Here is a 12,821-nt window from a genome sequence, read left to right on the forward strand (position 1 = left end):
CAAAGCGATCCGAACCTGCTAGACGCTGGCCGCATGAGTGAGCGCGCCCAGCCATTGTCGTTGCGTTTGCAGCAGGCTGGCGGCGGCGCTGTGGCTGCGGTCGGGCGTGCCTTCCAGCGTCGCTGGGTGCGCTGGCTGGCGATCCTGGTCGGCCTGGGGCTGACCGGGCTTCTGCTGATCTGGCTGCTGTTCGCACGCGGTCTGCCTTCGGCGGACACGTTGCTGAGCTACGAACCGCCGCTGCCGACCAACGTCCGTTCTGCCGATGGCACCCCGATCCACGCCTTCGCGCGCGAGCGCCGGGTGGAGCTTGCCTTCGACGAATATCCCGCGGTGCTGATCCAGGCCTTCATCTCCGCCGAGGACAAGACCTTCTTCACGCATGGCGGCATCGATTTCCCCGGGCTGGCGGGCGCGATCATCGACTACGCCAGCAAGTTCGGATCGGGCGAGCGCGCGCGCGGCGCTTCCACCATCACCCAGCAAGTGGCCAAGAATCTGCTGATCGGCGACGAATATTCGGTCACGCGCAAGGTGAAGGAAGCGATCCTCGCCTACCGGATCGAAAGCGTGCTGACCAAGCAGCAGATCATGGAAATCTACCTCAACCAGATCTTCCTGGGCCGCAACGCCTATGGCGTGCAGTCCGCTGCGCGCGCCTATTTCGACAAGGATGTTGGTGATCTCACGCTGCCCGAGGCCGCCTATCTGGCGATCCTGCCCAAGGCGCCGAGCAATTACACGCCCGAACGCCACGAGGAGCGCGCGCTGATCCGCCGCAACTATGTGCTGAACGAGATGCGCGACAACGGCTATATCGACGAGGCCACGCGCGCCGCCGCGACCGCCAGCCCGTTGGGCACGCGGCCGCGTGCGCGCGCCGCGCCGCGCGCCACCGGCGGTTATTTCCTGGAGGAAGTTCGCCGGCTGCTGATCGCCAAATATGGCGAGAACAGCGATGATGGCCCGTACGGCGTCTATTCGGGCGGCCTGTGGGTGCGCACTTCGCTCGACCCAAGGATGCAGAAGGCGGCGGAGGATGCGCTTCGCGACGGGCTGGCCCGCTATGATGCCGGCCGCGGCTGGCGCGGGCCGATCGCCACCATTGACGCTGGCGAAGGCTGGCGCGGGCGGCTGGTGGCCGAAAATGTCGGCACCGGCTATGATGATTGGCGCGCCGCGGTCGTGCTGAACAAGGCCGGCGGGATTGCCGAGATCGGCTTCACGGATGGATCGACCGGCACCCTGCCGTCGTGGGGGGCGACGATGCCACGCCGAGGCGTCGGCGGGCGCGCGTACGATTATCTGAAGGTCGGCGACGTCATCGTCGTCAAGCGCGATGGCGACAATTACCTGCTGCGCACCATTCCAGAAGTGTCGGGCGGGTTCGTGGCGGAGGATCCGCACACTGGCCGGGTCTATGCGATGCAGGGCGGCTGGGACGAGCGCGGCGGGCAGAGCTTCAATCGCGCCACCCAGGCGCTGCGCCAGCCCGGATCGAGCTTCAAGCCGTTCGTCTACGCGGCCGCGCTGGATGGCGGCATGACGCCTGCGTCGATCATCGTCGATGGCCCGTTCTGTGTCTGGCAGGGTGCGCGGCTGGGCCAGAAATGCTTCCGCAACTTTTCCGGCGGCAATGCCGGACCGCAGACGATGCGCTGGGGCGTTGAACAGTCGCGCAACCTGATGACGGTGCGCGCCGCCAGCCAGACCGGCATGAAGCGCGTGGTGGCCACCGCCAGCCGGATGGGGATCGGCGATTATCCCGCCTTCCTGGGCATCTCGCTGGGCGCTGGCGAGACGACCGTGATGAAGCTGACCAACGCCTATGCGATGTTGGCGAACCAGGGGCGCGAGCTTAAGCCGAGCCTGGTCGACTATATCCAGGATCGCCACGGCAAGCTGATCTACCGCACCGACAATCGCTGCGCGATCATGCAGGGCTGCCGCGCACGCGATTGGGATGGCAAGCCGATGCCGCGTCCGCCGATGCGATCGAAGCAGGCGATGGATGCGATGACCGCCTATCAGACGGTGCACATCCTCGAAGGCGTCGTCCAGCGCGGCACCGCGACCGTGCTGCGCGATCTTGGCCGGCCGCTGTTCGGCAAGACCGGCACCTCCACCGGACCGACCAATGTCTGGTTCGTCGGTGGATCGGCCGATCTGGTCGCGGGCGTCTATATGGGATTCGATCAGCCGCGCTCGCTGGGCGGCTATGCCCAGGGCGGGACCGTGGCTGCGCCGATCTTCAAGCAGTTCGCGAAGGTGGCGATGGAAGGCATGCCGGTGGTGCCGTTCCGCGCACCGCCCGGCATCCGCATGGTCAGGATCGATCGCAAGTCTGGCCGGCGCGTCTATGGCGGCTGGCCGGGCACCGATCCCAAGGCCGCGATCATCTGGGAAGCCTTCAAGCCCGAGAGCGAGCCACGCCGTGCGAGCCGCCGCGACGAGATCGTCAAGCGGGTGGTGCCGCGCGCGGAACGCGTCGGCCCCGACAGGGATTTCTTGCAGCGGGAGGGCGGCATCTACTAAGCCGCCCGCAATCGCATCCCGGAGAAAGATAATGCGCGCCGAAGCGCAGGCTCATGCCGACCAGATCAACCAGGCCCTCGCGCTGCTACGCCGCTTCCTCGATTGGGATCGCGCGCTGCGCCGGCTGGACGAGCTGAACAACAAGGTCGAAGACCCGACGCTCTGGAACGATCCCAAGGCGGCGCAGGACGTGATGCGCGAGCGTCGGCGGCTGGACGAGGCGATCAGCGCGACCCGCGCGATCGAGAGCGAGCTCAGCGACACGCTCGAGCTGATCGAAATGGCCGATGCCGAAGGCGACGCCGCGATGGCCGAGGAAGGCATCGCCAGCCTGGGCGCGCTTGCCGAGCGTGCCGAGCGCGACAAGGTACAGGCGCTGCTGGCCGGCGAGGCCGATGGCAACAACAGCTATATCGAGGTCAATGCCGGCGCCGGCGGCACCGAGAGCCAGGACTGGGCCGGCATGCTGAGCCGCATGTACACCCGGTGGGCCGAGCGCCACGGGCTGAAGGTGGAGCTGATCGACCATCATTCGGGCGAGCAGGCGGGCATCAAGTCGGCCACGCTGCTGGTGAAGGGCGAGAATGCCTATGGCTATGCCAAGACCGAGAGCGGCGTGCACCGGCTGGTGCGGATCAGCCCCTATGATTCGGCCGCCCGCCGGCACACCAGCTTCGCCAGCGTCTGGGTCTATCCGGAAGTCGACGACGATATCGACATCGAGGTGCTGGACAAGGACCTGAAGATCGACACCTATCGCGCCTCGGGCGCGGGCGGGCAGCACGTCAACACCACCGACTCCGCGGTCCGCATCACTCATATCCCGACCGGCATCATCGTGGCCTGCCAGAACCAGCGTTCGCAGCACAAGAACAAGGCCGAGGCGATGAAGCAGCTGAAGGCGCGGCTGTACGAACGCGAGCTGCAGATCCGCGAGGCGGAGGCGACCGCGGGCTACGAGGCGAAGACCGAAATCGGTTGGGGTCACCAGATCCGATCCTATGTGCTGCAGCCCTATCAGCTGGTGAAGGACCTGCGCACCGGCATGACATCGACCGCGCCCGACGACGTGCTCGACGGCGATCTCGATCGCTTCATGGCGGCGGCACTGTCGCAGCGAGTGACCGGCGAGAAGGTCGATGTCGAGGATGTCGACTAGGATGCGCTTCTGCGCCACGATCGGGCTCGGTCTGGGATTGCTCGCCGCCTGCTCGCAATCGGCGGGACAACCGCGCGATCCGAAGCCCAGTGAATTCCCCGAAGCGCATCGCCCGGTCGCGCCGATCGTGTCGTCGCGCTGGTCGACCGAGGAGGCGCGGGACCGGCTGCGCGAGGCGGACGAGGTGATGGATCGCGCCGGCATCCGCCCGGGCAGCACCGTGGCGGATATCGGTGCGGGCGAGGGCTATTACACGATCCGGCTGGCCCAGCGCGTGGGTGCCGAGGGCCGCGTTCTGGCACAGGACATCGTGCCGGCAGTCCGCGACCGGCTGGCGGAACGCGTGACGCGTGAGACGCTCGACAATGTCAGCGTGAAGCTGGGCGAGCCTGCCGATCCGATGCTGCCCGAGAACAGCTTCGATCGGATCCTGCTCGTGCACATGTATCATGAGATCGAGCAGCCCTATGAATTCCTCTGGCGGATGCGGCCTGCGCTGCGCCCCGGCGGGCGGGTGATCGTCGTCGATGCCGATCGCGACACCGCGAACCACGGCACGCCGCCGGCGCTGCTGGATTGCGAGATGGCGGCGGTGGGCTATGCCCGCGTCGATCGCCAGGCGATGCCGTCGGCTGGCGGATATATGGCGGCCTACGAAGCACGCGGCCCACGCCCCGAACCGAAGGCGATCCGCGGCTGCGGCGCGCCGGTGGGCTGACGTCGATCATCACCGGGCAAGGCGCTTGGCGGATGGCGAAGCGGCGGTTAACCCCTATTCCGCGCTCAACCCGCACATTTCGAAGGGGAATTCATGAAAGCTCTCGCTCTGGCCGGTCTGCTGGCCGCCACCGCCACCGTGTCGACTGCGGCGGACGCGGCATTGCTGCAGTTCGATATCACTGGCGACTACACCGCCAGCTTCCAGATCGATTCGGATCCTGTGCCGAACGAATGGATCGGCGGCACCGGGTTCGTGATCTGGGATGTGCCGGTATCGAGCGCCGCTTCGGGCGCGTTCGATATCGGCTTTTTCGATGGATCGCTCGGCGGTGGCCTGAGCATCATCGACTATGTCGATTTCTCGACCTTCTTCGTCGCGGATGGTCCGCAGCTTTACACCGGCCCGGTAAATGCGCCGACCTTCCGGACCGGCACCTTCTCGCTCTCCGAATATGAAGGTCCCGGCAGCTACACGCTCACGATCAGCGAGATCGGCACCGCAGTCCCCGAGCCGGCCAGCTGGGCCCTGATGATCGGCGGCTTCGGTCTGATCGGCAGCGCGATGCGCCGGCGTCCGGCTACGCCAGCGACATCGCGCGCAGCGGCCTGACAAGGCGGCTGACACGATGTCGGCGGGACGCTTCATAGGCGCCGGCCGGTAGCAGTGCCGGCGCAGGACGCCAGCAAAGGTGGCGACGGGCCCGATATGCCGGCCCGCCGCCGTCACACTCAGCGCAGCCGGCGGCGGGTGGCCGCCGTTGCGCCGAAACCGGATGCCGCTGCCCCGACGAGCAGCGCCAGCACGACCATGAACGAGGTGCCAGCCGCGGCGCCCGCCGCCGCATCGGTGGCGGATTTGGCAGTGGCGACGGTCTGGTCCCTGGCGGCCACAAAGCGCTGCTTGGCGCGCGTCACCTGCGCCTGCGCCTCGGGCTGGCTGATGCCGCGCTGCGCGGCGACGATCGCGACGATGCGGGCTTCGGCCCGCTGGCCTTCGGCGCCGCCGCGGGCCAGCGCAGGCAGTTCGCCGGCAACTTCCTTCTGCGCCTGTTCGGGCGTCATCCGCGCCGGATCGGCGGGCGCATCGGAAAGATAGGCCGCCGCTTCCTCACGGATGTCTGATTCGTCGATGCCTGCGATTGATGCTGCGCGCGGGGCGGCCGCGCCGATCGTGCTGCCGGCGGCGCCCGCCACCACGCCCACCGTGCGGAACGCGCCGCCGATGATGCCGCCGACCGCCGACGTGATCAGATAAAGCGTCAGGATCAGCGTGACGCCCCACACCACCAGCCCATGCACCAGCGCATCGAACCGATCGGCAAGGCGTGCCACCCGTGCCGCGGCGAACCCGCCTGCGCCCAGCGCGATGATCGTTGTGAGCAGCCAGAAAAGGCCGGCGCCGATCCCGAAGCCGGCCGCCCCCGGGGTCGACCCTTCGACCGGATCGATCATCGTCAGGCCAATGCCGGCGCCCAATATGCCCAGCACCAGCTGGACCGCGATCGCGATCACCACACCGGCGAAGATCGCGCCCCACGAAAAGCGCGGGGCGATCCGCGGCGCGCGCGCCAGTTCATCCGGCGCGAGGCCGGTGGTCGAAGTCGTCATAGGATCTCCTGTCAGATGGTTGGGCGCGGCCTCAGTCGGCCGGCCCGGTCTTCCGTTCCGCGGCAGCCGATTTGCGGGCGGCGGCACCGCGCCGCTGCGCCTCGTCGTCGCCGATCAGCTTGCCGATCGCTTCCTGCACGGATGCCTTCGTTTCGCGGGCCTTGGCCGCCCGCGCACGCGGGGTCGTCGGCTCGCTCATGCTGCCCTCTCCTGGTTCGGTGCCTCGATGGCGATGCCTTCCCCGTCAAACCCGCGCGCACGCGCCCAGGCGACGGCGGCGATCCGCCGGTTCACGCCGATCTTGGCGTAGATGCGCGCCACATGGTTGCGGACGGTGTTGCCCGCCACGCCCAGCGTGCGCGCGATCGTCTTGTCGTCCTGCCCGCGGCAGATCAGTGCCAGCACCTCGCGTTCGCGCAGGGTCAGGTCGTCGATGCCGGGCCCCGTGGCGTCGCGCTGGGGGGCGCGCAGCCGGGCCAGCTTGTCCATGATCGATCGGCTGAACCAACTGGTGTCCTTCATCACCGATTCGATCGCCTCGATCAGGTCGAGCTCGGTCGCCTTGCGATGCGTGATGTCCTGGAACGACCACAGCACGCACTGTTCGTCGCCCAGGCCAATGGTGACGGTGGAGATCAGGCAGTCGATCGGGCGGCCGTCCTTGGCAGTGATGCGCACGTCGCGATCACGCAGGTCCTGACCGGCCTCGATCGCCAGCTCGATCTCGCGGCGCTGCGCGCTGCCGTCCCACAGCGCGACCTCGCCGAGCGGCCGGCCGATGATCTCGGTCGCGGCATAGCCGGTCATTGCGGTGAAGGAGGCGTTGATCTCGCACAGCCGATGGCCATCGCGCGCGCCGATCGCCAGCGGCACCGGTGCCAGCGCGAAGGTCCGGGTGAAGCGTTCCTCGCTGTGGCGCAGCGCGCTTTCCGCGCGGCGGCGCGGCTCAAGATCGGCGAAGGTGAACAGCATGCAGGGCTGGCCGCTCATGTCGATCGGCTGCCCGGCCACGATCACCAGCTTGGTGCCGCCATCGGGCAGATCGAGCTCCGCTTCCATCTGCGGGATGGTCTCGCCTGCCGACAGCCGCTCCTTCGCCAGGTCGCGCCGCTCGGCCTCGCGCAGCACGTCGATGTCGTACACCGTCTTGCACAGCACGCGATCGCGCTGATGGCCCGTCATCTCCAGGAACCCCTGGTTGACCTTCACGAAGCGCAAGTCGCTCAACCGGCAGATTAGCGCCGGCGCCGGATTCGCATGGAACGACTGTTCGAACCGCTCCTCGGCCTCGTACCGCGCCGACACGTCCTGAATGATCAGCACCAGGCAGGAGGGCGCGGCATCGTCGGCATCGTTCAGCACCAGGCTGCGCACTTGGTGCACCCAGCGCGGCTCGTCTTCGCCCGCCACGATCACTTCGACCACGACTTCCGAAAAGGCATCCCCGGCCACCACCCGCTCGATCGGATAGTCATCCGCCTCGAGCCGGTGGTTGTTGCGATAGCGCAGCTGGAACCGCGACCGATAGTCGTCCACCGTCGCGCCCAGCTCGGCCAGCTCGGCCACGCCGTGCATCGCCAGCGCAGCGTCGTTGGCCCAGAGCACGCTCTGGTCCGGATCAATCAGGATGACGCCCTCGTCGAGCCCGACGACGATCTGGCGCAGGTGGCGCAGACCGGCGGTCTCACGCAGCGAGGCGAGCGAAGACTTCGCCATGACGATCAGACGCGACGCCCGTGCAACAGCCAGCCCAGGGCATAGCCTGCGACCGCAGCGCCGACGGCCCAGGCGATCGGCGGCGTCCTGCGCAGCGCAGCGGTCGCATCCTGGCTTACGCGGCCGATCCGGTCGGCGGCACGGCGGCTCGCGTCTCCCAGCCGGTCGCGCGCCTCGCCCGCGATCGCCGGCGCGCTGTCGACCATGTCGCCCACTACCGACCGGGCACGCCCGAACGCATTCTGCGCGTTGCCGGCGATCTGGTTGACCACGCCGTCCACCTGCCAGTCGCGGCTGTCGACCACGTCGCCGGCGGTCTTTTCCAGCTTGCCGTTATAATAGCGGGCAGCGCCCTGGATCTCGTCCTTGTTCATCTTCAATCCTTTCCGAACTAGGGATTGGGCTCGATCAGAGCAGTACGCCGCAGGCGGCCACCGCTTTGGCCGCGGCGATCGCGACGGAGGGATCCTCGATCGTGCCGGCGACGCGGATCAGATCCGAAGTCGTCAGCACGCCGGGATCGGTATCGCCTTCGCGATAGGCCGCCGCGGTGCGGCCGAGCTGCTGCAGCTGGCCCAGCGAAAGATCCGCCTGCAGCCGCGTACCGACGCAATCGGCGCGCGATGCATCCAGGCCGTAGCGCTGCAACCCGGTCGAGATCTGCGTGGACGGTGCCGCGCAGGCGGCAAGCGACAGCATTGAGCCGAGCGTCGCAACAGCTGCCTTCATGATCGAACCCTCCACTCCAGCGCGCGTCGTCAGTCCAGCGCGCGTCGTCGCGGCCGGTCAGGGCGCATCAACCGATCGAAAGACGCCGCGTTCCTGGTAAATTTGCGCCAGCGATTAGTAGTGCCATGCTATTCGCAGGCTTCGCCCCGCTCGCGATAGAGCTGCTGAAGGCGCAGATGAATGGCGCGCGTTTCGGGTAACTCGGACTTATCAGCGAGATGGCCGTGCGCTTCTGCGCGCGAGAACAGATAATCGCGCTCGGCGGCCCCGGCGCGGATCAAGGATTCTAAATCTTGTTCGTCACCCATGACGGCTTCGCTATCATCACGCCGCGACCGTCCATATCCTGCAGAAATACTATGGCGGTGGTAGGTTGGATCGGGTCAGTGTGGCCGTTTCAGGAAGGCGCGCAACGCGCTCGTCACGGCATCGGGTGCCTCCCATGGCACGAAATGCCCGGCATCGGGCACACGCGCGATCGTCAGATCGTCGATCAGCGCGTTCAGCCCGTCCAGTTGGGCCGACAGTAGCGCCCGGTCGCGCATGCCCCAGATCACCAGCACCGGCATCGCCAAACGCGGGAAGGGTTGGTCGATCCAACCCGGGCGCGCCACCGTTTCGCCGGTCGCCGGCACCAGCATCGGGGTCGCGCGATACCAGTTCAGCATCGCTTCGATCGCGCCCGGCTGCGTCCATTGATCGAGATAGATTCCGCGCTCGTCGCCCAGCCGATCCAGGTCGATGTGCGGCGCGAAGCTCTTGTCGAAAAAGGCTTCCAATCCCATCGCCTGGATATGGCCGGCCATGCCCGGATCGCGGAACGCGCGCATATATTGCGATGCCGCGCGCTGTGCGGGATCGTCGATCAGCGCACGCTGGAACAGCAGCGGGTGGGGCGCATTGGCGATCGCCAGCCGGCCGATGCGATCCGGATGGCGCAGCGCCGCCGCCCACGCCATCGCGCCGCCCCAGTCATGCCCGATCAGCGTGAACCGATCAAAGCCGAGCGTATCGGCCAGCGCCAGCAGATCGCCCACGATGGCGTCCACCGCATAGGCCGCGATGCCCTCCGGCTTATCGGATCTGGCATAGCCGCGCTGATCCGGTGCTGCGATCCGGTGATCAGGCGCCAAGGCGGCGATCTGGTGCCGCCAGGTCCGCGCCGATTCTGGAAAGCCGTGCAGGAAGATCAGCGGATCGCCATGATCGCCCGCCAGCGTCACATCCAGGGCGACGCCTGTCGCCAGGGCGATCCGGCGGCGTTCGATCGTCACGGATAGCTCACCGTCTTGGGTATCTCGGGCAGCGGAATGCGCTCGTCGTCGCCCGGCACCGCGGCGAAGCGGCCTGCGCGCCAATCCTCCTTTGCCTGGGTGATCCGCTCGCGGGAGGACGACACGAAATTCCACCAGACGTGGCGCGGCGTGGCGAAGGCGCCACCGCCCGCCAGCATCACCCGCCCGCCCCGTGCCGAGCGCAGCGCGCCGGCATAGCCCGGCTTCAGCACGTAGAGCGTCTTCTGGTCGAGCGGCATGCCATCAAGCGAGGCATCGCCGACCGCGACATAGAGCGCGCGTTCGTCGGCCTCGGCATCGATCGGCACCGAACCGCCGGCATCGAGCATGATATCGGCGTAGATGGTGGGCGCATGGGCAGTCACCGGTGAGGTCGCGCCCCACAAATCCCCCATGATCACCCGCGCCCGCGCGCCCGCGCTTTCCACCATGGGCAGCGCATCACGCGGCACATGCTCGAACGCGGGCTCGATCTCCTCGCGCCCGTCGGGCAACGCCAGCCAGGTCTGGATGCCGGACAGCATCGGCCCGCCCGGGCGTTCGGCCAGTGGGCTGCGCTCGGAATGGACGATGCCGGTGCCGGCCGTCATCAGGTTGACCGCGCCGGGCTCGATCGTCTGCACGCTACCCAGCGAATCGCGATGGTCCAGCGCGCCGGCGAACAGATAGGTCACGGTCGAAAGATTGATGTGCGGATGCGGCCGCACGTCGATCCCGGTGCCGGCCTCCAGCCGGGCCGGGCCCATCTGGTCGAAGAAGATGAACGGCCCCACCATCGTGCGTGGGCGCGACGGCAGCGTCCGGTGGACCTGGAACCCGCCAAGATCGTGGCTGACGGGGGTTATGCTCTGCAGGATCGGATCGTTCATTCCTACCTCCTAGCCCGGATCGGCGGCGTTGGCAGTGTGCCACGCCCGATCAGAGCAGTGCCTCGATCGCCTGACGGATCGCGTCGGGCTTTGTCGTCGGCCCGAACCGGGCCACCACGCCGCCCTCGCGATCGACCAGGAACTTGGTGAAGTTCCACTTGATCGACTGGCTGCCAAGCAAGCCCTTCGCCTCGCGCTTCAGATGGCGGAACAGCGGATGGGCATCCGCGCCGTTGACGTCGATCTTGGCGGCGATCGGGAAATCGACTGCATAGGTCAGTCGGCAGAAATCGGCGATCTCGGCCGCATCGCCCGGTTCCTGCGCGCCGAACTGGTTGCAGGGAAAGCCCAGCACTATCAGCCCGCGCGCCGCATATTCGCGGTGTAGCGCCTGCAGCCCTTCATATTGCGGTGTGAACCCGCACTCGCTGGCGGTGTTGACGATCAGCAGAACCTTGCCGGCCAGATCGCGGGTGGCCAGCGTGCTGCCGTCATTCAGCGCGATCTGCAGGTCCGGCAGGGCCATCATCAGCCTCCTCAGCGCTCGCGCTGGTCGCGCGGGATCAGCCCTTCCAGCACCTGCCAGAAACCGGTCACGGAACCCTGCCCCGCTTCCGCATAGGCGGCGGACAGTTTTTCGCGCAGCGCTTCGAACAGTTCGGCCTCGAGCGCCGATCCAGCCGCCGTCAGCCGCAGCAGCCGCTGCCGACGATCCACGGTTCCCGGTCGCGTCTCGACCAGTTCGCGCGCAGTCAGGTCGCCCAGCACGCGGCTCAGCGATTGTTTGGTGATGCCCAGGATGCCGAGCAGGGCGGAGACGCTGAGATCGGGCTGGCGGGCGATGAAATAGAGTGCGCGGTGATGCGCCCGGCCCAGCCCGCGCTGCGCCAGCCCCTCGTCGATCCCGCGATACAGGTGGCTGTGGCCGAAATAGAGCAGTTCCACACCCTTGCGGATCTCGGGTTCGCGCAGGAACAGCGGGGAAGCGGATACGACAGCCATGTTGACGTATCATGCCTGTCCCACTATCGCGATGCAAGCGCGATCGGGCGGAGGAGCTTTGCGGACATGGATGACGCCACCAGCCTGGATTTCGCGCACGAGCCGCACGGATCGCCGACCGCTGTCGCGGATCGCGACGCGCGGCTGGCCGATCCCGGCTTCGGCCGCGTCTTCACCGATCACATGGTCACGATCCGCTATGCGGAAGGCAAGGGCTGGCACGATGCCACGGTCGGCCCGCGCCGGCCGTTCACGCTCGATCCCGCATCTTCGGTGCTGCATTATGCGCAAGAGATCTTCGAAGGGCTGAAGGCCTATCGGACTGCCGATGGCGGCACCACGCTGTTCCGCCCGCAGGCGAATGCGCGCCGCTTCCGCCAATCGGCGGAGCGGATGGCGATGGTGCCGCTGCCGGAGGCACTGTTCATCGAATCGATCGAGCGGCTGGTGCGGATCGATCGCGACTGGATCCCCACGGTCGAAGGCGGCAGCCTGTACCTGCGCCCGTTCATGATCGCGAGCGAAGTGTTTCTGGGCGTCAAGCCGTCGTCGGAATATGTCTTTGCGGTGATCGCCTCGTCGGTCGCCAACTACTTCAAGGGCGGCCCACGCGCCGTCAGCCTCTGGGTCAGCCGCGATTATACCCGGGCCGCGCCCGGCGGCACCGGGGCAGCCAAGTGCGGCGGCAACTATGCCGCCAGCCTGCGCGCCCAGTCCGAAGCGATTGCCGAGGGCTGCGATCAGGTGGTGTTCCTCGATGCGGTCGAGCGCCGCTATGTCGAGGAACTGGGTGGCATGAACATCTTCTTCGTGATGGCGGACGGCAGCCTCGTCACGCCGCCGCTGGGCGGAACGATCCTGCCCGGCATCACGCGCGATTCGCTGATTACCCGCGCCCGCGCGCTGGGGCTGACGGTGCGCGAGGAGCCCTATGCGCTCGATCAATGGCGCGCCGATTCGGAAAGCGGCCGACTGGCGGAAGCGTTCGCCTGCGGCACCGCGGCAGTGATCACCTCGATCGGCCAGGTCCGCGGCGGCGACGGCGCGTTTACCGTGGGCGGTGGCGTCCCCGGCCCGGTCGCGGCGCGACTGCGCGCCGATCTGGTCGCGATCCAGCGTGGCGAGGCACCCGATCCGCACGGCTGGCTCCACCCGCTGGATTGATCGCACGGGCTTCCCACGCCGGAT

Annotated in this window: 15 protein-coding genes; 5 read left to right on the top strand and 10 right to left on the bottom strand. The window is 67.6% G+C overall.

Going from position 1 to position 12,821, the window contains the following annotated elements; all coding sequences use genetic code 11:
• Window positions 1–33 precede the first annotated feature (33 nt).
• The 4 genes from ABC347_RS13745 to ABC347_RS13760 all read left to right on the top strand — a co-directional run bounded on the left by ABC347_RS13745 (window position 34) and on the right by ABC347_RS13760 (window position 5,024).
• Entirely contained in the window at window positions 34–2,535 is a 2,502-nt protein-coding gene (locus ABC347_RS13745) for a penicillin-binding protein 1A (RefSeq protein WP_413246281.1), read from the top strand.
• Between the two features lie 31 nt (window positions 2,536–2,566).
• Window positions 2,567–3,694 (top strand): peptide chain release factor 2, encoded by a 1,128-nt coding sequence (gene prfB, locus ABC347_RS13750; RefSeq protein WP_413246282.1) that lies wholly within the window; start codon window positions 2,567–2,569, stop codon window positions 3,692–3,694.
• A complete protein-coding gene (locus tag ABC347_RS13755) occupies window positions 3,675–4,412 on the top strand; it encodes a class I SAM-dependent methyltransferase (RefSeq protein ID WP_413246283.1) in 738 nt (245 codons plus the stop codon). The genes prfB and ABC347_RS13755 overlap by 20 nt, the downstream gene beginning before the upstream one ends.
• A 93-nt stretch (window positions 4,413–4,505) precedes the next feature.
• Complete coding sequence (locus ABC347_RS13760; protein WP_413246284.1) at window positions 4,506–5,024, top strand: PEPxxWA-CTERM sorting domain-containing protein; 519 nt, start codon at window positions 4,506–4,508, stop codon at window positions 5,022–5,024.
• Between the two features lie 119 nt (window positions 5,025–5,143).
• Here the strand turns inward: ABC347_RS13760 and ABC347_RS13765 are convergent, their stop codons facing one another.
• The 10 genes from ABC347_RS13765 to ABC347_RS13810 all read right to left on the bottom strand — a co-directional run bounded on the left by ABC347_RS13765 (window position 5,144) and on the right by ABC347_RS13810 (window position 11,633).
• Entirely contained in the window at window positions 5,144–6,022 is an 879-nt protein-coding gene (locus ABC347_RS13765; protein ID WP_413246285.1) for a hypothetical protein, read from the bottom strand.
• A gap of 31 nt (window positions 6,023–6,053) precedes the next feature.
• Window positions 6,054–6,221 (bottom strand): hypothetical protein, encoded by a 168-nt coding sequence (locus tag ABC347_RS13770; protein WP_413246286.1) that lies wholly within the window; start codon window positions 6,219–6,221, stop codon window positions 6,054–6,056.
• Window positions 6,218–7,738 (bottom strand): PAS domain S-box protein, encoded by a 1,521-nt coding sequence (locus ABC347_RS13775; protein ID WP_413246287.1) that lies wholly within the window; start codon window positions 7,736–7,738, stop codon window positions 6,218–6,220. Before ABC347_RS13775 ends, ABC347_RS13770 begins: the two co-directional genes overlap by 4 nt.
• Before the next feature lie 5 nt (window positions 7,739–7,743).
• A complete protein-coding gene (locus ABC347_RS13780) occupies window positions 7,744–8,112 on the bottom strand; it encodes a CsbD family protein (RefSeq protein WP_413246288.1) in 369 nt (122 codons plus the stop codon).
• A 34-nt stretch (window positions 8,113–8,146) separates the two neighbouring features.
• The gene (locus ABC347_RS13785; protein ID WP_413246289.1) at window positions 8,147–8,467 is read right to left on the bottom strand and encodes a hypothetical protein; all 321 of its coding nucleotides are present in this window, start codon (window positions 8,465–8,467) and stop codon (window positions 8,147–8,149) included.
• A 128-nt stretch (window positions 8,468–8,595) separates the two neighbouring features.
• The gene (locus ABC347_RS13790) at window positions 8,596–8,775 is read right to left on the bottom strand and encodes a hypothetical protein (RefSeq protein ID WP_413246290.1); all 180 of its coding nucleotides are present in this window, start codon (window positions 8,773–8,775) and stop codon (window positions 8,596–8,598) included.
• A 75-nt stretch (window positions 8,776–8,850) separates the two neighbouring features.
• Window positions 8,851–9,741, bottom strand: a complete 891-nt coding sequence (locus tag ABC347_RS13795; RefSeq protein ID WP_413246291.1) for an alpha/beta fold hydrolase — start codon at window positions 9,739–9,741, stop codon at window positions 8,851–8,853.
• Window positions 9,738–10,631: a pirin family protein gene (locus ABC347_RS13800; RefSeq protein WP_413246292.1), complete on the bottom strand. Its 894-nt coding sequence runs from the start codon at window positions 10,629–10,631 to the stop codon at window positions 9,738–9,740. The genes ABC347_RS13795 and ABC347_RS13800 overlap by 4 nt, the downstream gene beginning before the upstream one ends.
• A gap of 49 nt (window positions 10,632–10,680) precedes the next feature.
• A complete protein-coding gene (locus ABC347_RS13805) occupies window positions 10,681–11,160 on the bottom strand; it encodes a glutathione peroxidase (RefSeq protein WP_413246293.1) in 480 nt (159 codons plus the stop codon).
• A gap of 8 nt (window positions 11,161–11,168) precedes the next feature.
• Window positions 11,169–11,633, bottom strand: coding sequence for a MarR family winged helix-turn-helix transcriptional regulator (locus ABC347_RS13810; protein WP_413246294.1), 465 nt, complete (start codon window positions 11,631–11,633; stop codon window positions 11,169–11,171).
• A gap of 66 nt (window positions 11,634–11,699) precedes the next feature.
• Here ABC347_RS13810 and ABC347_RS13815 point away from each other — a divergent pair, with 66 nt between their 5' ends.
• Window positions 11,700–12,797: a branched-chain amino acid aminotransferase gene (locus ABC347_RS13815; RefSeq protein ID WP_413246295.1), complete on the top strand. Its 1,098-nt coding sequence runs from the start codon at window positions 11,700–11,702 to the stop codon at window positions 12,795–12,797.
• Window positions 12,798–12,821: the final 24 nt, after the last annotated feature.

This window comes from Sphingomonas canaveralia (genome assembly GCF_047238125.1).
GTDB lineage: Bacteria > Pseudomonadota > Alphaproteobacteria > Sphingomonadales > Sphingomonadaceae > JBDFMH01.

Bases quoted from the DNA above. Each gene is read 5' to 3' on its own strand.
- ABC347_RS13745 (WP_413246281.1), top strand. From the start codon at position 34: ATGAGTGAGCGCGCCCAGCCATTGTCGTTGCGTTTGCAGCAGGCTGGC.
- prfB (WP_413246282.1), top strand. From the start codon at position 2,567: ATGCGCGCCGAAGCGCAGGCTCATGCCGACCAGATCAACCAGGCCCTC.
- ABC347_RS13755 (WP_413246283.1), top strand. From the start codon at position 3,675: ATGTCGAGGATGTCGACTAGGATGCGCTTCTGCGCCACGATCGGGCTC.
- ABC347_RS13760 (WP_413246284.1), top strand. From the start codon at position 4,506: ATGAAAGCTCTCGCTCTGGCCGGTCTGCTGGCCGCCACCGCCACCGTG.
- ABC347_RS13765 (WP_413246285.1), bottom strand. From the start codon at position 6,022: ATGACGACTTCGACCACCGGCCTCGCGCCGGATGAACTGGCGCGCGCG.
- ABC347_RS13770 (WP_413246286.1), bottom strand. From the start codon at position 6,221: ATGAGCGAGCCGACGACCCCGCGTGCGCGGGCGGCCAAGGCCCGCGAA.
- ABC347_RS13775 (WP_413246287.1), bottom strand. From the start codon at position 7,738: ATGGCGAAGTCTTCGCTCGCCTCGCTGCGTGAGACCGCCGGTCTGCGC.
- ABC347_RS13780 (WP_413246288.1), bottom strand. From the start codon at position 8,112: ATGAACAAGGACGAGATCCAGGGCGCTGCCCGCTATTATAACGGCAAG.
- ABC347_RS13785 (WP_413246289.1), bottom strand. From the start codon at position 8,467: ATGAAGGCAGCTGTTGCGACGCTCGGCTCAATGCTGTCGCTTGCCGCC.
- ABC347_RS13790 (WP_413246290.1), bottom strand. From the start codon at position 8,775: ATGGGTGACGAACAAGATTTAGAATCCTTGATCCGCGCCGGGGCCGCC.
- ABC347_RS13800 (WP_413246292.1), bottom strand. From the start codon at position 10,631: ATGAACGATCCGATCCTGCAGAGCATAACCCCCGTCAGCCACGATCTT.
- ABC347_RS13805 (WP_413246293.1), bottom strand. From the start codon at position 11,160: ATGATGGCCCTGCCGGACCTGCAGATCGCGCTGAATGACGGCAGCACG.
- ABC347_RS13810 (WP_413246294.1), bottom strand. From the start codon at position 11,633: ATGGCTGTCGTATCCGCTTCCCCGCTGTTCCTGCGCGAACCCGAGATC.
- ABC347_RS13815 (WP_413246295.1), top strand. From the start codon at position 11,700: ATGGATGACGCCACCAGCCTGGATTTCGCGCACGAGCCGCACGGATCG.